At 70.9% G+C, this 18,614-nt stretch carries 19 protein-coding genes; 13 read left to right on the top strand and 6 right to left on the bottom strand.

The window, feature by feature from the left end:
- Positions 1-195: 195 nt before the first annotated feature.
- Entirely contained in the window at positions 196-399 is a 204-nt protein-coding gene (locus DJ70_RS02130; RefSeq protein ID WP_066416643.1) for a methytransferase partner Trm112, read from the bottom strand.
- A gap of 149 nt (positions 400-548) precedes the next feature.
- Between DJ70_RS02130 and DJ70_RS02125 the strand changes: the two genes are divergently transcribed.
- Positions 549-827 (top strand): ribonuclease P protein component 4, encoded by a 279-nt coding sequence (locus tag DJ70_RS02125; RefSeq protein ID WP_094529697.1) that lies wholly within the window; start codon positions 549-551, stop codon positions 825-827.
- A gap of 7 nt (positions 828-834) precedes the next feature.
- Here DJ70_RS02125 and DJ70_RS02120 read toward each other — a convergent pair whose 3' ends face one another.
- The 3 genes from DJ70_RS02120 to DJ70_RS02110 form a co-directional block, all read right to left on the bottom strand.
- A complete protein-coding gene (locus DJ70_RS02120; RefSeq protein ID WP_094529695.1) occupies positions 835-1,518 on the bottom strand; it encodes an HAD-IIB family hydrolase in 684 nt (227 codons plus the stop codon).
- Positions 1,519-1,598: 80 nt separating this feature from the next.
- The gene (locus DJ70_RS02115; protein WP_094529693.1) at positions 1,599-2,768 is read right to left on the bottom strand and encodes a Cdc6/Cdc18 family protein; all 1,170 of its coding nucleotides are present in this window, start codon (positions 2,766-2,768) and stop codon (positions 1,599-1,601) included.
- A gap of 76 nt (positions 2,769-2,844) precedes the next feature.
- Positions 2,845-3,045, bottom strand: coding sequence for a hypothetical protein (locus DJ70_RS02110; RefSeq protein ID WP_094529691.1), 201 nt, complete (start codon positions 3,043-3,045; stop codon positions 2,845-2,847).
- 130 nt (positions 3,046-3,175) lie between these two features.
- Between DJ70_RS02110 and DJ70_RS02105 the strand changes: the two genes are divergently transcribed.
- Positions 3,176-3,577, top strand: a complete 402-nt coding sequence (locus DJ70_RS02105; protein ID WP_094529689.1) for a hypothetical protein — start codon at positions 3,176-3,178, stop codon at positions 3,575-3,577.
- Between the two features lie 17 nt (positions 3,578-3,594).
- Here the strand turns inward: DJ70_RS02105 and DJ70_RS02100 are convergent, their stop codons facing one another.
- Together DJ70_RS02100 and glpK are read right to left on the bottom strand one after the other, a co-directional pair.
- Entirely contained in the window at positions 3,595-4,680 is a 1,086-nt protein-coding gene (locus DJ70_RS02100) for a hypothetical protein (RefSeq protein ID WP_179233924.1), read from the bottom strand.
- Positions 4,681-6,222, bottom strand: coding sequence for a glycerol kinase GlpK (glpK, locus tag DJ70_RS02095; protein ID WP_094529687.1), 1,542 nt, complete (start codon positions 6,220-6,222; stop codon positions 4,681-4,683).
- Between the two features lie 383 nt (positions 6,223-6,605).
- Between glpK and glpA the strand changes: the two genes are divergently transcribed.
- The 11 genes from glpA to DJ70_RS02040 form a co-directional block, all read left to right on the top strand.
- Positions 6,606-8,369, top strand: coding sequence for an anaerobic glycerol-3-phosphate dehydrogenase subunit GlpA (gene glpA / locus DJ70_RS02085; RefSeq protein WP_094529683.1), 1,764 nt, complete (start codon positions 6,606-6,608; stop codon positions 8,367-8,369).
- Positions 8,356-9,768 carry a glycerol-3-phosphate dehydrogenase subunit GlpB gene (gene glpB, locus DJ70_RS02080; protein WP_094529699.1) on the top strand — a complete coding sequence of 471 codons (1,413 nt, stop codon included), beginning with the start codon at positions 8,356-8,358 and terminating at the stop codon, positions 9,766-9,768. The genes glpA and glpB overlap by 14 nt, the downstream gene beginning before the upstream one ends.
- Complete coding sequence (locus DJ70_RS02075) at positions 9,765-11,327, top strand: anaerobic glycerol-3-phosphate dehydrogenase subunit C (protein WP_094529681.1); 1,563 nt, start codon at positions 9,765-9,767, stop codon at positions 11,325-11,327. Before glpB ends, DJ70_RS02075 begins: the two co-directional genes overlap by 4 nt.
- A gap of 75 nt (positions 11,328-11,402) precedes the next feature.
- Positions 11,403-12,311 (top strand): hypothetical protein, encoded by a 909-nt coding sequence (locus DJ70_RS02070; RefSeq protein ID WP_094529679.1) that lies wholly within the window; start codon positions 11,403-11,405, stop codon positions 12,309-12,311.
- Positions 12,312-12,399: 88 nt separating this feature from the next.
- Positions 12,400-13,800, top strand: coding sequence for a CRTAC1 family protein (locus tag DJ70_RS02065; RefSeq protein ID WP_094529677.1), 1,401 nt, complete (start codon positions 12,400-12,402; stop codon positions 13,798-13,800).
- Between the two features lie 102 nt (positions 13,801-13,902).
- Positions 13,903-14,076, top strand: coding sequence for a DUF7576 family protein (locus DJ70_RS17135; RefSeq protein ID WP_179233923.1), 174 nt, complete (start codon positions 13,903-13,905; stop codon positions 14,074-14,076).
- A gap of 150 nt (positions 14,077-14,226) precedes the next feature.
- On the top strand, positions 14,227-14,952 hold the full coding sequence (locus DJ70_RS02060; RefSeq protein ID WP_094529675.1) for a ribosome assembly factor SBDS: 726 nt from the start codon (positions 14,227-14,229) through the stop codon (positions 14,950-14,952).
- 103 nt (positions 14,953-15,055) lie between these two features.
- On the top strand, positions 15,056-15,532 hold the full coding sequence (locus tag DJ70_RS02055) for a YbaK/EbsC family protein (RefSeq protein ID WP_094529673.1): 477 nt from the start codon (positions 15,056-15,058) through the stop codon (positions 15,530-15,532).
- A gap of 118 nt (positions 15,533-15,650) precedes the next feature.
- A complete protein-coding gene (locus DJ70_RS02050) occupies positions 15,651-16,625 on the top strand; it encodes an alpha/beta hydrolase (RefSeq protein ID WP_094529671.1) in 975 nt (324 codons plus the stop codon).
- Between the two features lie 113 nt (positions 16,626-16,738).
- On the top strand, positions 16,739-17,845 hold the full coding sequence (locus DJ70_RS02045; protein ID WP_094529670.1) for a metal ABC transporter solute-binding protein, Zn/Mn family: 1,107 nt from the start codon (positions 16,739-16,741) through the stop codon (positions 17,843-17,845).
- 89 nt (positions 17,846-17,934) lie between these two features.
- Positions 17,935-18,614 (top strand): metal ABC transporter ATP-binding protein (locus DJ70_RS02040; protein ID WP_094529668.1); only part of this gene is annotated, 680 nt, incomplete at its 3' end.

Below are 18,614 nucleotides of genomic sequence, written 5' to 3'. Positions count from 1 at the left end.
AACACCCGTCCCATTAGCACGCGGATTCTACTCACCTGTTCACCTCCCCGACGCCGAAGTGAACTCCCGTCGTGTTCCACGGGGTCCTCCATTCGAGGGAACGAGAGGACGGTCTCGGATCCACCGGTACCCGCGAGTATTCCGGCTCAGGCCGCCGCCTGCTTCAGGCCGCCGCTTCTTCAGGCCGCCGCTTCTTCAGGCCGCCGCTTCTTCCTCCTCCTCGCGCATGTCCGGCGGGAGGAGGTTCGGGATCCCGTCCTCGATCGGGTAGACCTCGTCGCACTCGGTACACGTGAGCGTCCCCTCCAGGATCTCCTCGTCGTCCCGCTCGTCGACGTCGAGTTCGAGGTCGGCCTTGTCGAGCGGACAGCAGATCACGTCCATCAGGGATTCCTTCATGGAGGCGGATTGGCGTGGACCGTTCAAAAAGGATGCGGGTCGGTGGGGCGGGGCGATACGAGGGCTCCGGTCCGGGCGGCTCGGGACGGCGTCGAAGGGGTCCGGCCGCGGACGACAACCCCTTTGCGACGGGGGGCCACCGGGTGCGCATGGGGATCCCCGAAGAGCGGATCGATCGACTGTTCGGACTCGCCCGCGAGGCGGTCGTCGACGACGAGTACGACCGCGCGCGGGAGTACGTCCGCCTCGCGAGGCGGATCGCCGAGCGGAACCGCTGTGGCGTCCCCCGCGAGTTCGAGCGGAAGACCTGCGACGACTGCGACGTGTACCTCCGACCGGGGAAGACGAGCCGGGTCCGGCTCGGTCCCGGCCGTGTCGTCGTCCGCTGCCGCGAGTGCGGCGCGACCGGACGATACCCCTACCGCTGACCGCGGATCACGGCTCCCGCCCCGCCCGCAACGCCTCCAGCACCGCCGCGGTGCCGTCCATGTACCCCGTCTCGAGGACGACGTCGGCCGCCGCGGTCGCCGCCTCGTCCGCGTTGGCGACGGCGTAGGAGTCCCCGGCGACCTCGAACGTCGAGACGTCGTTCTCGCTGTCGCCGACTGCGACGAACTCGTCCGGGTCGAGATCGAGTGCCTCGGCGACCCGCGCGAGCCCCTCGCCCTTGCTCACGTCCGGCGACTTGACGTGGAACGCGTAGCCGGTGTCGACGACCTCCACGTCCCCGGCTGCCGCGGCGATCTCGCGCAACAGCGCCTCGTCCGCGTCGACGGAGACCGCCACCTCCGTCTCGCGCCACCGGTTCACCGTCTCGTCCCCGCCCCAGCCCAGGTCGCCGCCGCGCTCGAGGAACGTCTCGACCACGGCGCGCGCGCTCGCGGGGTCCCCGAGGATCGTCGTCTCGTCGTCGACGTGGACGACCCCGCCGTTCTCCGCGATCACGGTCGCGTCGCGGCCGAGAAACCCCGCGAGCGCCACGGGGTAGGGGAACGCCTTGCCGGTCGCGAGCACCACGGGGGCCTCCCAGTCGGGCAACAGCTCGAAGACTCGAGCGTCGAGGCGGCCGTCCGGCGTCGTCAGCGTCCCGTCGATGTCGAGCGCGAGGGGCGGAACCATGCGGGAGTCTCCGGCACCGCGGAGGCAACTGTCTTCCGTTCGGCGGAGCGCGGCGTCGAGACGGAGGGCGGGGCGGCGGTTCAGGCGCGAGCCGACCGGTCGAACAGTTCGCGGTAGACGAGCGTCGGGAACCGCGGGACGAGCCGGCTCGGCGGCCGCCCCTTGCCGTCGCTCCGCTGTACCGTCACCCGATCGAGCAGCCCGGCGTCCGCGAGCTCGTAGAGCACGCGCCGTACCGTCGACGCCGACAGGTCCACGCGCCGCCGCGAGGCGATCGTCTCCGTCGCGGCGCTCACGGACGACCGGTCCGACTCGGGCAGCGTCACGAGCTCGTAGAGGAGCCGGCGGCGACTCTCGGAGAGCGAGAGGACGCGCCCCAGCGTGACGCACGGCTTCGGCACTTCCTCGATCCCCGCGTCGACGTCGGCCGCCCGAACGGTCGAGACGCCCGCCCGCTCGGCGCGGATGGCCGCGCCCGCGATGGCGGCGAGCGCGTCGTGGGCGTCGCCGGAGGCCCACTCGCCGATCTCGCGGACCTGGTCGTGGCTGAGCGCGTCGCGGCCGAGCCCCGTCGAGCACCGACTCGTCAGGAGCTCGACGAGCACGTGCCGGCGGTACCGCGAGAACGCCACCGACTCGTCGGGATCCCACTCGATCTCCTCGGGCGGCTCCCGGCCGAGACACACCGGCACGATGTGGCCGCTCACGTCGGTGAGCCACTCGACGACCGTCGACGCGCTCGGCGTCTCCGGCTCGTTGGTGTGGTCGACCGCGACCACGACGTCGGGGCCCTTCCGGACCGCGTCCCGGAGCGACTCGGCGAGGTCGTCGGTCCCGATGCCGTGGTCGGGGACCGTCTCGTCGCCGACGGCCGCCAGCGTGTCGTGGTAGAGCCGGAAGCGGGTGGAGGCACGCCTGGCGTCCACGTAGACGAACCCCGGCAGCGTCGGCTCGACCGCCCGCGTCGACGTCTGGATCGCCTGTGGCGGCCCGCTGTGGGTCGTGAGGCGGGCGAACAGGGCGGAGACGACCGCCGACTTGCCGCTCCCCTTCGGACCGTGAACGTAGGTGCTCGGCGGGAGCGCGCCGGAGAAGGCCGGACTGAACGCGTCGAGGAGGCGTTCGAGCGCCGGCCCCCGGCCGATCGGCGCCTCAAGGTGGAACACGGGGGAGACGGCGTCGAAGTCGACGAAGACGCCCGCCCCCGTGTCGTATCCGAGCCGCCGCTCGATCCGGTCGTCGATGTTCACGCTACCCCCTCCTGAGTACGGAGATAAAACCGACTCGAATCGGAGACGGTTCGACGGGGTCGCCGGCGGCTCGCCGCTACCAGTGGTCCGGCTTGTACCGGTTGATGAGGAGCGTCGATAGCACGAAGACGACGGAACTGACGAGGCCGCCGATCCCGCCGGCGACGAGGCGGACCCAGGTCGGTCCCTCGGACGTCGCCGCGATGACGAGCGTGACGACGGCGGCGACCAGAAGCAGGTTCCGCCCGTCGCGTCTCTCGAGCCCCAGCGTGTTCATGTCCGACGATGTCCGTGGCCACGCTTAAATACGTCCGTGCCGGGCCGCTCCGGTCCCGGACGGTCCGGTCGGCCGCCGGAGGCGGCGGTTCGACCACAGGCTTAACCCACCCGCCCGCTTTTCCGGGCGTATGTCCGAACCGTCGTTCCACGAGTCGGTGGTCGCCGCCGACAAGCGGAGCAAGGCGATCGCGTTGCTCGTCGCTATCGGTCTCTTTCTCGCCGTGAACCGGATCGTCGGTGACGTACAGTTCGCCTCCATCGTCGCGGCGACGGCCGGCATCGGCACCCGGCTGTACGTCCCGTACCACGCGAGCATGCGCGTCCCGGCGGCGGACCGGACGCCGCTGAGCGAACACCCCGCCACGGGCGAGTACCATCACGGCGCCGCCGGACTCGCCCTGGTGACCGTCTCGCTCGCCGCGATCGTCGTGTTCGGTTTCGGTCACGGGCTCATCACCGCGGTTGGGGTCGGGGTCATATCCGGAAGTGTCGCGTACGTAATGCTTTCGTCGGCGCTTCCCTCGGAGTGAAAAATCGGGGCGCGGGATCAGGTTCCGGGCACCCAGATCGATCCCAGCACGCCGAGGATCGCCAGCACCGCGAGGATCGACGAGGTGATGAAGATCGCCGCCGCGGGCGGGTCCACGTGCGTGTCCCCGTGCGCGTAGAAGACGCGCTGGAAGGCCTCGCCGATGACCGCGCCGAGCAGTCCGAACACGGCGCCGGCCACCAGCCCGATGGCCGGGCTGAATCCGGCGCCGGTGAACGCGGCCCACGCGGTCGCGCCGGGAAGCGTCATGTGGTGGGTGACCGGGATCCGGTCGACGCCCAGGTTCAGGAACAGCAGCGTCGCGGCGCTGATACCGAACCCGAGGAACACGTTCCCGGTCTGTATCGCGGCGTACGACGCCGCCAGTCCGGCGACCGCGCCGATGGCCGCGACGTGTGACCACTTGTACATGTTCGGCAGCCACGGCTCGACGGCGAGCCGGTCGCTGCCCTCCTTGTCGCCGTCGCCCGGCACCTCGCCGGACTCGCGCATCTCCTCGCGCTCGAACGGCCCCATGTCGAAGTAGCCGCTGGCCTTGCTGCTGACGTTGCCGATCACCGAGTAGCCGAACACCAGCCGGTGGACCAGCGCGCTGGCCACGACGGTGAAGGCGATCGGGTCGGTCGGGATCGCCAGGTTGCGGAGCGTCTGTTCGAGGAGGATGCCGAACACGCCGAAGCCGGCACCGACCGCGAGGATGTCCGGACGACTCCCGAGCGCGAAGCCGATGTCCTTCGCGTTGTGGTAGTCGAAGCCGGACTCCATCGCCCCGTTCTTCGCCGCGTACGCCGCCGCCGCCGCACCGCCGGCGAAGGAGATGTGCGGGCCGAACACGGGTCCGAAGCCGACGCCGACGCCGGCCCCGGAGGCGGCGTCGCCGCCGAAGACGCCGGCGATGACGAGGAACCCGGTGAAGATGAACGCCGGGAGCGCCCCGAGGGCGGCGCCGAACGCGCCGCCCGCGGCCGCGCCGAGCCAGATCCCCGGACTGAGCAGCACGTCGAGGACCGCACTGAGCGAGCCGGCGTTCCACTGCGCGAGCACCTCGCCCGACGCGAGCAGTGCCGAAACCTCAGCGCTCATCTATTCGTCCCCCTCGTCGTCCCGTGCCCAGCCGAGCGACTTCTCGACGGCGTCGTCCCAGCGGCTGTACAGCTTGTCGACCTCCGCGGCCTCCTTTTCGGGCGTGAACTCGCGGTCGACCTGCCAGTTGTCGCGCAGCTCGTCGACGGTGTCCCAGTAGCCGACCGCCAGTCCGGCGGCGTACGCGGAGCCCAGCGCGGTCGTCTCGTCGACCTCCGGGCGCGCGATCTCCGTCTGGATGATGTCGGACTGGAGCTGACAGAGGAAGTTGTTCTTCACCGCGCCGCCGTCCACGCGGAGGCTCGTCGTCTCCACGCCGGAGTCGGCCTCCATCGCCTCCGCCACGTCGCGGGTCTGATACGCGATGGACTCGAGCGTCGCCCGGACGATGTGCTCCTTGCTCGTGCCGCGGGTCATCCCGACGATGGTGCCGCGGGCCCGGCCGTCCCAGTGCGGGGCGCCGAGCCCCGTGAACGCCGGAACCATGTAGACGCCGTCCGTCGAGTCGACGGATCGCGCGAGCTCGGCGGTCTGGGCGGCGTTGTTGATGAGGTCGACGTCCTCGAGCCACTCGATCGCGGCACCGGTGATGAAGATCGACCCCTCCAGCGCGTACTGGACGGGCTCGCCGGACATCTGGAAGCCGATCGTCGTCAGGAGCCCGTGGTCGGACTCGACGGCGTCGGTGCCCGTGTTCATCAGGTAGAAGGAGCCGGTGCCGTAGGTGTTCTTCGCGTCGCCCTCGTCGAAGCAGGTCTGCCCGAAGAGCGCGGCCTGCTGGTCGCCGAGCGCGCCCGCGACCGGGATCTCCTCGTCGAGGAAGCCGTCCGCGTCCGTGTGGCCGTAGTAGTCCTCGTCGGAGGAGGGGCGTACCTCGGGTACCATCTCCTTCGGCACGTCGAACTCCGCGAGGAGCTCGTCGTCCCACTCCAGGTCCCGGATGTTGTACAGCATCGTCCGGGACGCGTTCGTCACGTCCGTGATGTGGTTGCCCGTGAGGTTGTAGATGAGCCACGAGTCGATCGTGCCCATGAGCAGCTCTCCGTCCTCGGCGCGGTCGCGGAGGTCGCGGCCCCGAGAGCTCGACATCTTGAGCGGCTCGGCGTTGTCGAGGATCCACTCGGTCTTGGTCGCGGAGAAGTAGGCGTCGGCCTCGAGGCCGGTCTTCTCGCGGATCTCCTCGACCATTCCCGCGTCCTGGAGCTCCTCGACCCGATCGGTCGTCCGGCGGTCCTGCCAGACGAGGGCGTTGTGGACCGGCTTGCCGGTCTCGCGGTCCCACACGATCGTGGTCTCGCGCTGGTTCGTGATCCCGATCGCGTCCAGTTGGTTCGCCTCCAATCCGGCGTCCTCGAGGCCGTCGAGGACGACCTGCTGGGTGTTCTCCCAGATCTCGATCGGGTCGTGTTCGACCCAGCCCGGATTGGGGTAGATCTGTTCGTGCTGTTCGTAGGCGTTCGCGACGACCTGCCCGCCGTGGTCGAACACCATGAAGCGGGTCCCGGTCGTCCCCTGGTCTATCGCACCGACGTACTGTGTCATGTGTTGGATCCCTCCTGCGGCGCTGGTCCGGCCGCACCGACGACGTCACGGTCCGCGCCCCGGTCGACTCCGGAACCGAATCCCGTCCCTTCCCCGCCCCGAACCGTCGCGTCCGGGCCGTCCGTCGGGCCACGGACCGGGAACGCGGGGTCGCCGTCGTCGTCGCCACGGCATATCTTCACGGAAGCCACCACGCCATTCGTGAACATAATGTACTACCATAATAATCTCCCCGTTAAAATCCGGATGGAACGCGTCATAAAAAAGGTAGTATATAAATCAATGGGTAGCATCGACGACAGGTGGTGATGACTATCCCTGATAGTTATGATCGGGTCTGCTTAGGAGATAAAGTAAAGTGATCCCGGTCCAAGCCCTACGACATGGACGATCAAGTGGACGTCGTCGTCGTCGGTGGGGGGTCGACCGGCTGCGGCGTGATACGGGACCTCGCGAGGCGGGGGCTCGACGCGGTCCTCGTCGAGAAGGGGAACCTCACGCACGGGACGACCGGGCGGATGCACGGGCTCCTTCACAGCGGCGGGAGATACGCCGTCTCCGACCAGAAGAGCGCGCGCGAGTGTATCGAGGAGAACCGGGTGCTCCGGGACATCGCCTCCCACTGCGTCGAGGAGACGGGCGGCATGTTCGTCAAGCGGCCCGAGGACGACGAGGAGTACTTCCAGGAGAAGCTCGAGGGCTGTCGCGCGTGTGACATCCCCGCGGAGGTGATCGACGGCGAGGAGGCGCGCCGCCGCGAGCCGTACCTCGCGCGCGACGTGGAGAAGGCCATCGTCGTCCCCGACGGGGCCGTCGATCCCTTCCGACTCTGCGTCGCCAACGCCGCCGACGCCCGCGAGCACGGCGCGCGCGTCGAGACCCACGCCGAGGTGACGGACGTGCTCGTCGAGGACGGCGCGGTCGTCGGCGTCGAGATCGAACACGACAGCGGCCCCGGCAAGCGCGTCCACCGCGAGCCGGGAACGACCGAGGAGATCCGCGCGCGCTACGTCGTCAACGCCACCGGCGCGTGGGCCGGACAGCTCGGCGAGATGGCCGGCGTCGACGTGGAGGTCCGCCCGTCGAAGGGCGTCATGACCGTGATGAACACCCGGCAGGTCGACACCGTGATCAACCGCTGTCGACCGAAGGGCGACGCCGACATCGTCGTCCCCCACGAGACCGCCTGTATCCTGGGAACGACGGACGAGGAGGTCGACGACCCCGAGGACTACCCGGAGGAGGAGTGGGAGGTCGACCTGATGATCGAGACGCTCTCGGAGCTGGTGCCCGCGCTGAAGGACGCCCGCACGCTCCGGTCGTTCTGGGGCGTCAGACCCCTCTACGAGCCGCCCGGAACCGGCACCGACGACCCCACCGACATCACGCGCGACTACTTCCTCCTCGATCACGCCGAGCGCGACGACCTCCCCGGCATGACGAGCATCGTCGGCGGGAAGCTCACCACCTACCGGATGATGGCGGAGTCGATCACCGACCACGTCTGCGAGAAGCTCGAGTACGACGCCGACTGCGACACCGCCGACGCGCCGCTTCCCGGCTCCGAGGACTTCAGCGTCCTCCGCGACTACATGGAGGAGTTCGGCATCCGCTCGCCGATCGGCCGCCGCTCCGCCCAGCGGCTCGGATCGCGCACCGACGACGTCCTCTCCGGCACCGACCCCAACCCCGTCGTCTGCGAGTGCGAGGGGGTCACGCGCGCGGAGGTTCGAGACGGGATCGAACAGGCCGGCTCCGACCTCAACGCGGTCCGGCTGCGGACCCGCGCCTCCATGGGGAACTGCCAGGGCGGCTTCTGTACCCATCGCATCGCGTCGGAACTGGCGGGGGAGTACCCCGAGCCCGTCGCGCGCGAGGCCGAGGACGAGCTCTACCAGGAGCGCTGGAAGGGCCAGCGGCACGCGCTGTGGGGCCGGCAGCTCTCGCAGGCGATGTTGAACCACCTGCTCCACGCCACCACGATGAACCGCGACGGCGACCCCGCGACGACGGACGCCGACGTCGACTTCGGCGCGTTCGACGCGGGTGTGGAGCCGGGCGGCGGCTCCGCGGGCGACGGCTCGACGTCGGACGACCCGGCCGCGGGCGTCGCGGCGACCGACGGGGGCGGGCATGGCGATCGATAGCGAGGTCCTCGTCGTCGGCGGCGGGATCGCGGGGATCACGGCCGCGATCGCGGCCGCCCGCGAGGGGGCCGACACGCGGCTCGTCTCGCACAAGGCGAGCACCCTGCGGCAGGCCTCCGGGCTGATCGACGCGCTCGGCTACCTCCCCGCGACCGAGCCGGCGAAGCCGCTGCGCGAGGGGCCGCCGACCGCGGGCCGGAACCTCGACCCCGACGAGTGGCCGGACCCGGAGGGGCCGCTCGCCGACCCCTTCGAGGCGATCGATCGGCTCCCCGAGGACCACCCGTACCGGCTCGTCGGCGCGGACGCGCTGCGGGAGGGACTCGACCTGTTCGACGACCTCGTCGGCGACGCGTACCTCGGCGGACACACCGACCGGAACGCCCTCGTCCCGACCTTCGGCGGCAGCGTCAAGCCCACCGCCCGCTACCCCGCGTCGGCCGCGGCGGGGATCGCGAGCGACGACCGCCCGGCGCTGATCGTGGGGTTCCGGTCGCTCACGGAGTACGACGCGCGGACGTTCGCCGACCGGCTCGCGGCGGCGGGCGTCCCCTTCGACGTCGCCGGCGCGGAGGTGGAGTTCGCGGAGGCGTTCCGCGCGGACGCGAAGATCACCCGCCTCGCGAAGGCGCTCGACCGCGACGAGCCGATCGACGGCACGCCCGCCCGCGAGGCGCTCGCGAAGGCGGTCGGCCCGCACCTCCACGACGTGGTCGACGGCGAGGGCGGCGTCGACCGCGTCGAGCGGGTCGGCTTCCCGGCGTTCCTCGGCGACGACCACCCGGCGGAGGTGCGCGCGGAGCTCGCCGACCGGCTCGGCGCGGACGTCTTCGAGATACCGATGGGGCCGCCGAGCCTGCCCGGTCTCCGCCTCGAGGACCTGCTGTACGACGCGCTCGACGACGCGGGGGTCCGGTTCGAGACCGGGACGCCCGCGGTGGGATACGAGGTCGACGCCGACGGGGGCGGCGGAAGCGGCGGCGACGGGGACGGCGACCGGATCGACCACCTCGTGATGGACCGAAAGGGCAGCGAGGTGCCCTACGGCGCGGAGGCGGTCGTGCTCGCGACGGGCGGGCTGGTCGGCAAGGGGCTCGACTCGGACCGCGACGGCGTCCGCGAGCCGGTCCTCGACTTACACGTCCCGCAGCCGGCGGACCGCTACGAGTGGTTCGTCGACGACGCGTTCGGCGAGCAGCCGTACGCGCGGTTCGGCGTGCGGCCGGACGAGCGGCTGCGGCCGCTCGACGAGAGCGGCGAGGTGGCGTACGGGAACGTCCGGGTCGCCGGCGCGGTCGTCGGCGGCGCGGACGTGGCACGGGAGAAATCCGCGAGCGGCGTCTCGCTCGCGACCGGCCTCGTGGCGGGCCGGGAGGCGGCACGGGAGGTTCGACAATGACACGACACATGGAGAACGACGACGAGGCGGAGGGGACCGACGAACCACACGGCGGGTGCGGCTGCGGGGGAACCGACGGAACGCCGCAGCCGACCGTCCCGGAGATCGGCCGCGACGAGCGGCCGGCGATATTCGTCCCCGACGACGGGGACGGGGCGGGGGCCGCCGGGAGCGACTCCGCGGGGTCGTCCGCGGCGGACGGGCCGGCCGAGCCGGACGCGACGGACGCGCCGCGACCCGCGACGGACGGGGGCGTCGAGAGCGCGACCGGCGGCAGCGACTCGACCGAGCTCGACCCCGACGCCTACGACCCGATCGACGTGTTCCCCGAGGGCGACCTCGACCTCCGCGACGGAGCGGACTCCTGTTACAAGTGTACGTCCTGTGACACTTCCTGTCCGGTCGCGGAGGTCGACGACGAGTTCCCCGGTCCGAAGTTCCAGGGGCCCGAACAGTGGCGGCTCAAGCGGAAGGAGGACCACGACATCGACGAGTCGATCACCTCCTGTTCGAACTGTATGCGGTGTGACGACGCCTGCCCCTCCTCCGTGCCGCTCTCGCAGATGCACAACGAGGCGCGCGGCCAGTTCGTCGAGGAGCAGATGGAGAAGCTCTCCGTCGAGTACGTCCGCAATCGCATCCTCGCGAACTACCGGACCTCGGCGCGGCTGGCGAGCGTGGTCCCGCGGCTCTCCTCGTTCGCGATGAACTTCGGCCCCGCCCGCTGGGCGATGGACAAGCTGCTCGGGATCCCCAAGGAGCGCGACTTCCCCGAGTTCGCGACGACGACGTTCCGCGAGTGGTGGCGCGACCGCGGCGGCGCGCAGGTCGAGAACCCGGACAAGCGCGTGGCGTACTTCCACGGCTGTTACTCCAACTACAACACGCCGGAGGTCGGCAAGGCGATGGTCCGGGTGTACGAGCACTTCGGCTACGAGGTGCTGGTGCCGCCCCAGAAGTGCTCGGGCACGCCGATGTTCGCCAACGGGATGTTGAAGGACGCCCGCCGGCACGCCGAGACCAACGTCGAGAACCTGATCGAGGCGATCGGCGACGGCGCGGACGTGATAGCGTCGTGTACCTCCTGTTCGATGTCGCTCCGGCAGGAGTACCCCGAGCTGTTCGACATCCACGGCATCGAGGACGTCTCCGATCACACCTTCGAGGCGCTGGAGTACCTCCGGATCCACGAGGACCTGGACGGGGCGCTGGCGGACGCGCGCCCCGAGGACGACCGGTCGTTCGCGTACCACGCGCCGTGTCACGCCCGCAACCAGGGGCTCGCCCGGCAGGCGGTCGAGACGTTCCGCGACGTCGACGGCGTCGAACTGGAGGACGTGGGCGACTCGTGTTCGGGTATCTCGGGGACCTACGGCTGGAAGAGCGAGAAGTACGAGAAGTCGATGCAGATCGGCGAGGAGATGTTCGAACACATGGAGGACGCCGACGGCGAGGTCGGGATGACGGAGTGTCCGACCTGCGCGATGCAGATGGAACACGGTACCGGCTACGAGATCGAACACCCGCTCCAGCTGCTCGAGGAGACGGTCGTGGCGTAGGTCGGTTCCTCTCGTTTTCAGACGCGATAACGACGGACGAACGTTTATTTTCGGGAGCCGGCTGGATCGGGTATCGTGACCCTGGGGCAGCTCGTCGATCGCTTCGAGAGCGCGGAGCGCTCGATCGTCGTCATCAACCGAACCGACCCGGACCCGGTTCAGGACATGCTCGTCGACACGTTCGGCGACGACGCCGTCCGCGTGACCGATCGGAGAACCATCGAGCGGAGCGGGGTCGGACCGAACGGGTTCGGCGACGGCGGTCTCGACGTCGGGACGCTCCGCGGCCACGACGGGGTCCCGTTCGAGGGGGACCGCCTCGCGGACGCCGAGGACCTCGTGTTGCTGCTCGACGGCGACGACGAGGTACTCGCGGGCTCGACGCTGGAGGCGCTCGGCGACGCGATCCTGTTCGTGAACTCCGATCTGTACATCACCGGGACGCGTGCGCCCGAGGCCCTCGAGCTGCCGCCGGTGATAACCGGGCTCGACGACACGGTGTTCACCCTGCGCGGCTATCCCGAGTCGAACCGGCAGAAGCTGCTTTTGATCACCATCTCGCGGTTCATCGAGCGCGTCGCGCTGGCGGCCGGCGGCGGGACGCTCCGGTCGTCGTTCCAGCGGCTCTCCCGGCTGGAGGACGAGCTGGGTACGCGGCGCGTGTACGAACGCGTCGCCGCCGGGGGGATCGACGCCCACCTCTACGGCGTGCCCGACGACCCGCCGACCGGGCTCGAGGCCACGGTCCACGGCGGCCGCTCGAGCGACTTCACGGACGGCTGGTTCGTCGTGTTCGAGCCGCCGGGCGGTCCGGCGGCCGTGGACGCGGCGACCGACCTCGACCGCGGGGTCAACGGCGGGGTCGGTCTGCTGGCGGTGGAGACGGAGCCGCGTCTCTGGCACGGGATCTGGACGTTCGACCCGGACCGTCTCGGCGCAATCAGCCGATACATCAGGCGAAACCTGTCGACTCCGGCCGGGTGACGCCGGGGCGGAATCGAGCGATCGCATAACGGCTTCGGGGAGGGGGCCAACCCGTGCGTTCATTACCCCTGGGCGGTGACGGGCGGTCATGTTCGCGGACCGTTCCGACCTCCTGGCCGACGCCGACCCGGTCCGCGGGTACGGCGTGGCCGTGACGCCCGGCCGGGACGGGCCGCTGGTCTTCGTCGCCGGCTACGGCGAGCCGAACCGCCTGTACGCCCGCGACGCGGACGGGGAGGGGCGGTTCACCGACACCGCGTGCGGGATCGTCGCCGACGGCGACAGACACGCGATGGGCGTGTGTGCGGCCGACGTCGACGCGGACGGCTGCGAGGAGATCTACGTCCACAACTGCGCCAACAGCGTCGGCGTCGCCGGCGACTCGGACCTCCTCCTCGACCGGCTGGAGGCGGACACGTACCGGTGGACCGACACCTTCGCGCTGCCCGTCAACGCCGACCGGCTCAACTTCCGGGCCGGCCGCTCCGTCGCCGCGCTCGACCGGCTCGGCACCGGCCGCTACGGCGTCGCCGTCGCCAGCTACGGCGCGCCGCTCGCGTTCTACGAGCTCGGCGACGACGGCGAGGCCTCCGACATGGCCGACGCGGTCGGGCTGGCGGTCGAGGACGGCTGCCGGTCGCTGCTCCCCGGCCCGCTCTGTTCGGCGGGCACCGACCTGTTCGTCGGCGTCGAGGCCGGACCGAACCGGCTGTTCCGCAACGAGGGCGGCCACTACGAGGTGGTCGACGGCGGGCCCGACCTCGCCGACCCCGCGGGCGACGCGCGCGGCGTCGCGCTGGTCGACGAGGGGGACTCGTTCGCGCTCGCGGTCGGCAACTGGGAGGGCCACAGCCGGCTGCTCAGACCCGACGCCGAGGGGCAGTACCGCGACGTCGCCCCCTCGGCGCTTCGCGCGGCGGAGGGCGTCCGGTCGGTCGTCGCCGCCGACTTCGACAACGACGGGAGACAGGAGCTGTTCTGTAACGGCTTCGGGGAGGCCAGCCGGCTCTTCGAGCGGGTCGGCCCCGCGGGCGACCGCGACGACCCGCGGTGGGTCGCCGGCGACGTCGGGGCGGCGGCCGAGTCGACGGGGTTCGGCACGGGCGCGGTCGCCGCCGACCTCGACGGCGACGGGGCCCTCGAGCTCGTCGTCGTCCACGGCGAGGTGGCCGCCCAGCCGATCTCGGTGTACGCCGCGCCGGCCGCGGCCGACAACGACTGGATCCGCGTCCGTCCGACGACCTCGCAGGGCGCGCCGGCCCGCGGGGCGACCGTCCGGCTCCACGCCGACGGCCGGACCCAGCGCCGGGTGATCGACGCCGGCGGCGGCTACCTCTGTCAGACGGAGCCGGTCGCACACTTCGGACTCGGGGACGCGGCGCCGGAACGCGTCGTCGTGCGCTGGCCGGACGGCCGCGAACGGACCGTCGACCACCCGGACGCGAACGCCGAACTCGACGTCGCACACCCGACCGCGCGCGCCGAGTGAGCCCGCGGCGAGCGCGGGACCGGGCCGGCGGCCGGGTCGGATCCGGGCGGCCAGAACTGCCGCGCTTCGCGGGTTCAAGTGGCCGCGAGCCCACGGACGGCCATGGTGGACCCGACATCCGATCTCGGCGAGGAGGACGAGGCGTCCGCGCCCCGGTGTGCGTCCTGCGGGAAGCCCGCGCTCGGCGCCGGCAGACGGACGGTGACGTGGGTCGACGAGGGAACGGTCGAACGACGGCACTTCTGTAGCGAGGCGTGTCGCGAGGGGTGGGAGTAGCCGCCCGCCGCGCACGCCGTCACGGCCGTTCGGGGTCGGTCGCCGTCGTCCCGCCGCGCCCGAGCGCGTCCCGGAGACGGCTCTCCGCCGGCCGGTCGCCGCCGGCCGCAGCGCGGGAGGCTTTTTACTGCGGGGGGAGTACCGTCACGTATGATATCACTCGACGAGGCGGTGACCGCCAGACTGGAGTCACACGGGGAGCGGTTCGAGGTCCTCATCGACCCCGACGCCGCGCTGGCGATGAAACGCGGGGAGTTCGAGGGCGACCTGGAGGAGGTGATCGCCGCCGAGGACGTCTTCGAGAACGCCTCGCGGGGGGATAGACCCGCCGAGGAGGATCTCGAGACCGTCTTCGGGACCACCGACCCGCTGGAGATCATCCCGCAGGTGGTCGAGGACGGCGAGATCCAGATCACGGCCGAGCAGCGCGAGGAGATGCAGGAGCGAAAGCACAGACAGCTCGTGAACACGATCACGCGAAACGCCGTGAACCCGCAGATGGACGACTCGCCGCATCCGCCGGAGCGGATCGAGCGCGCGCTGGAGGAGGCGGGCTTCCAGATCGACCCGATGGAGCCCGTCGAGAACCAGGTCGACGACGCCCTCGACGCGCTCCGGCCCGTCATCCCCATCCGGTTCGAGGAGGTGACGATGGCGGTCCAACTGCCCGCCGACTACGCCGGGTCCGGGCAGGCGAAGGTCCGGGAGTTCGGCGACTTAGAGCGCGAGGAGTGGCAGAACGACGGCTCGTGGGTCGGCGTGTTGACCTTCCCCGCCGGGCTCCAGAACGACCTCTACGACCTCGTCAACGAGGTCACGTCCGGGGAGGGCGACGCCCGCGTGATCAAGGACAAGGACGAGTTGCGGACGCGGTGAGGTCGCGCCTGCGGTGAGGTCGCGGCCGCGGCGACGCCTTCGGGATCGTCCGACGTTCACCGCATTCCGAGGGTTGATACCGCGCGACTGCGCGGGATCCGGCATGCATCAGCGAGCCTCGGAGTTCGGGGAGCGGGCGCACGACCGGTACGGCGTCGACGTCGAGGTCCTGGAGTTCGACGCGGGCACGGAGACGGCGGCGGCCGCGGCGGACGCGGTGGGCTGTGAGACGGCGGCGATCGCCTCGACCATCGTCGTCTCGCTCTCCGGCGGCGACCTCGTCGCCGCGATCACGAGCGGCGCGAACCGCCTCGACCTGGACGCGGTCGCCGACCACTTCGGCGCGTCGTCCGCCTCCATGGGCGACCCCGAACGGATCCGCGAGGTCGTCGGCTGGAGCATCGGCGGCGTCCCGCCGATCTGTCACGACGAGGCGGTCCCGACGGTGATGGATCCGACCCTCGAGACGTTCGAGACGGTGTACGGGGCGGCGGGAACCCCGAGCGCCGTGTTCCCGATCGCTCCCGACCGGCTCGCCGACCTGGCGGACGCGACGGTCGTGGACCTGACGGAGTCGTAGCCCGACGGAGCCGGTACCCGCGGGGGTGGCCTCTGACGGAGCCGCCACTCGGCCGGGTCGTCGCGGCACCCTCCCGATCGATCCTGATGTTTATCGCGCCGGCGTGCCGATCGGTACCATGGCACGAGAATTGCCCCCGATGGATCCGGAGCTGGCGGCCGCTCTCGAGGAGATCCCGGACGAGTTCCTCCTCGCGAACGTCGTGGACTTCGACGACCTGCCCGCCACGCGCGACCGCATGACGGAGCTGATGGAGGCGATGCTGGCGGAGGCACCCGAGCGTCCCGGCGTCGAGTCCGAGGACCGAACCGTCGCCGGACCGGGATCCGCCGACCTCCCGCTGCGGATCTATCGCCCGGTCGACGCGGCGGGACCGCTGCCGTGCGTCTACTGGATCCACGGCGGCGGCATGGTGTTGGGCGATCTGGACCAGGACGACCCGACCTGCGAGCGGCTCGTCGACGAGGTCGGCTGCGTCGTGGTCTCGGTCGACTACCGGCTCGCGCCCGAGCACCCGTATCCGACCCCCGTCGACGACTGCTACGCCGGGCTCGAGTGGGTCGCGGGAAACGCCGACGACCTCGGGGTGGACCCCTCCCGGATCGCGATCGGCGGCCAGAGCGCGGGCGGCGGGCTCTCGGCCGCCGTGGCGCTTCGCGCGCGAGACGAGGACGGCCCCGCGCTGTGTCACCAACACCTGATCTACCCGATGCTCGACGACCGGAACGCCACCGAGTCGAGCGAGCAGGTGACCGACGTCGGCATCTGGGACCGGGAGATGAACGTCCGGGCCTGGGAGGCGTACCTCGGCGAGTCGAGCGGCGACGACGACCTCCCGCCGTACGCCGCGCCCGGCCGGGTCGAGGACCTCTCGGGGCTGCCGCCGACGTACCTGGACATCGGGACCCACGACGTCTTCCGCGACGAGACGCGGGCCTACGCGGAGCGGCTGCTCGCCGGCGGGGTCGAGACGGAGTTCCACCTCTGGCCCGGCGCGTACCACGCCTACGAGACGTTCGCTCCCGAGGCGCGGCTCTCCAGGGAGACGTGGACGGCCCGCGTCAACGCCCTGGAGCGGGCCTTCGACGGGTAGCGACGGGCCGATCCGGCGGACCTCGGTGACCCCTCGACGCCCGTCCGCCTCCGTTATTAATTCTATCTTGTGAAATAACAACGCTTTTGTGTTAACCCGAGCTATCGATCGGTATGAGCGACACACGGAGATCGGTGGTGCGGCGGAGCGCGGGACTCCTCGGCGCGGGCCTCGCCGGATCCCTCGCGGGATGTACCGGCACGGGCGACGGATCGGGGAACGGAACGACGAACGGCGGGGGAGACGGCGGGGTCGACTCCGGCTACGCGATGTTCTTCCCGCTCCACGACTGGGCGAGCCAGGTGGCCGGCGACCACGCGACGTTCACGAACCCCGTCGACGTGGGACAGCTCGGCCACGGCTGGGAGCCGAGCGGGACGCTCACGGCCGAGGTGGCCGCCAGCGACGTGTTCGTCTACTTCGACAGTCCCGAGTTCACGTGGGCACAGGACCTCGCGTCGACGCTCGAGTCCGACTACGAGGAGGTGGCCGTCATCGACGGCCTACGCGACCTCGACGAGCGACTGCTCGCGTGGGACCACGGCCGGGAGTCACACGACGGGGAACACGAGGACGAGCACGCGGGCGAGGACGGAGGCGATCACAGCGGCGAGACCGACGCCGAGCACGACCACGAGGGCCATCACAGCGGCGAGACCGACGCCGAGCACGACCACGAGGGCGAGATCGACCCGCACGTCTGGGTCGATCCGATCCTGGCGAAGGACGTCGTCGACACGATCGCGGCCGGACTGGGCGAGGCGGACCCCGACAACGCCGACGACTACGCGGCGAACGCCGAGGCGTACAACGCGGAACTCGACGAGGTCGACGAGGCGTTCGCCGCCACCGTCGAGGCCGCCGAGCGGGACGTGGTCGTCCTCGCGGGTCACGACTCGTTCCAGTACCTCGCCGAGCGGTACGGCTTCGAGGTCCACTCGCCGGTCGGCGTGTCGCCACAGAACGAGCCGAGCGGCAGCGACATCGCCGACACGATCGCGGTCGTCGACGACAACGACATCGACGTGGTGTTGTACGACCGGTTCGCCTCGACGAACCTCGCGGAGACGATCGTCGAGAACAGCGGCGCCACGGAGACGATGGCGGTGACGCCGGCGGGGGGGTCGACTCGCGAGTGGAACGAGGCTGGGTACGGCTACCGCGAGCAGATGCTCGAGGTCAACGTCCCCGCCTTCGGACGCGCGCTCGGCGCGGAGTGATGGAGACGGATCAGGTCGTCGGGGCCGATCGGGTCGTCGCCCCGAATGGAAGAGCTAAACCTTCGGCGGACGCAACGTCGGGGCACACAGTGGACCCGGTCATCGAACTCGAGGACGTGACGTTCGCGTACGGCGACACCGTCGCCGTGAGAGACGTCTCGCTGACGGTCGAGGCCGGCGACTTCCTGGGGCTCGTCGGTCCGAACGGCTCCGGGAAGACCACGCTCCTCCACCTCATGTTGGGGCTTCACGCCCCCGACGAGGGGACGGTGCGGCTGTTCGACCGGCCGATCGACGCGGTCGACGACGGGAGCCGGATCGGCTACGTCTCCCAGCAGGCGACGAACCGCGGCGGCGCGATGCCGGTCACCGTCCGCGAGTGCGTCACGATGGGACGGTTCGCCCACGTCGGTCACGGTCGGCTCGGCGAGGCGGACCGGGAGGCGGTCGCGGCCGCGATGGGGACGGTCGGCATCGCCGACCTCGCGGACCGACTGATGAACGAGCTCTCCGGCGGCCAGCGCCAGCGCGCGTACATCGCCCGGGCGCTGGCGAGCGAGGCGGACCTGCTCGCGCTCGACGAGCCGACGGTCGGCGTCGACGCCGAGTCGCGGGACGCCTTCTACGCGCTCCTGGATCGGCTCAACGACGACGGGATCACGATCGTGTTGATCGAACACGACATCGGCGTCGTCACCGACCGCGCCGACCGCGTGGCGTGTATCAACACCGAACTGTACCACCACGGCGACACCGAGTCGTTCGTCGA

Origin of the sequence: Halorubrum halodurans (assembly GCF_002252985.1) — an archaeon.
Classification (GTDB): domain Archaea; phylum Halobacteriota; class Halobacteria; order Halobacteriales; family Haloferacaceae; genus Halorubrum; species Halorubrum halodurans.
The sequence above is the reverse complement of the archived record's forward strand: the minus strand, read 5'-3'. Positions and strand labels throughout refer to the sequence as shown.

Excerpts from the sequence above, each read along its gene's own strand:
- DJ70_RS02130 (WP_066416643.1), bottom strand. The coding sequence starts at position 399 with ATGAAGGAATCCCTGATGGACGTGATCTGCTGTCCGCTCGACAAGGCC.
- DJ70_RS02125 (WP_094529697.1), top strand. The coding sequence starts at position 549 with ATGGGGATCCCCGAAGAGCGGATCGATCGACTGTTCGGACTCGCCCGC.
- DJ70_RS02120 (WP_094529695.1), bottom strand. The coding sequence starts at position 1,518 with ATGGTTCCGCCCCTCGCGCTCGACATCGACGGGACGCTGACGACGCCG.
- DJ70_RS02110 (WP_094529691.1), bottom strand. The coding sequence starts at position 3,045 with ATGAACACGCTGGGGCTCGAGAGACGCGACGGGCGGAACCTGCTTCTG.
- DJ70_RS02105 (WP_094529689.1), top strand. The coding sequence starts at position 3,176 with ATGTCCGAACCGTCGTTCCACGAGTCGGTGGTCGCCGCCGACAAGCGG.
- DJ70_RS02100 (WP_179233924.1), bottom strand. The coding sequence starts at position 4,680 with ATGAGCGCTGAGGTTTCGGCACTGCTCGCGTCGGGCGAGGTGCTCGCG.
- glpK (WP_094529687.1), bottom strand. The coding sequence starts at position 6,222 with ATGACACAGTACGTCGGTGCGATAGACCAGGGGACGACCGGGACCCGC.
- glpA (WP_094529683.1), top strand. The coding sequence starts at position 6,606 with ATGGACGATCAAGTGGACGTCGTCGTCGTCGGTGGGGGGTCGACCGGC.
- glpB (WP_094529699.1), top strand. The coding sequence starts at position 8,356 with ATGGCGATCGATAGCGAGGTCCTCGTCGTCGGCGGCGGGATCGCGGGG.
- DJ70_RS02075 (WP_094529681.1), top strand. The coding sequence starts at position 9,765 with ATGACACGACACATGGAGAACGACGACGAGGCGGAGGGGACCGACGAA.
- DJ70_RS02065 (WP_094529677.1), top strand. The coding sequence starts at position 12,400 with ATGTTCGCGGACCGTTCCGACCTCCTGGCCGACGCCGACCCGGTCCGC.
- DJ70_RS17135 (WP_179233923.1), top strand. The coding sequence starts at position 13,903 with ATGGTGGACCCGACATCCGATCTCGGCGAGGAGGACGAGGCGTCCGCG.
- DJ70_RS02060 (WP_094529675.1), top strand. The coding sequence starts at position 14,227 with ATGATATCACTCGACGAGGCGGTGACCGCCAGACTGGAGTCACACGGG.
- DJ70_RS02055 (WP_094529673.1), top strand. The coding sequence starts at position 15,056 with ATGCATCAGCGAGCCTCGGAGTTCGGGGAGCGGGCGCACGACCGGTAC.
- DJ70_RS02050 (WP_094529671.1), top strand. The coding sequence starts at position 15,651 with ATGGCACGAGAATTGCCCCCGATGGATCCGGAGCTGGCGGCCGCTCTC.
- DJ70_RS02045 (WP_094529670.1), top strand. The coding sequence starts at position 16,739 with ATGAGCGACACACGGAGATCGGTGGTGCGGCGGAGCGCGGGACTCCTC.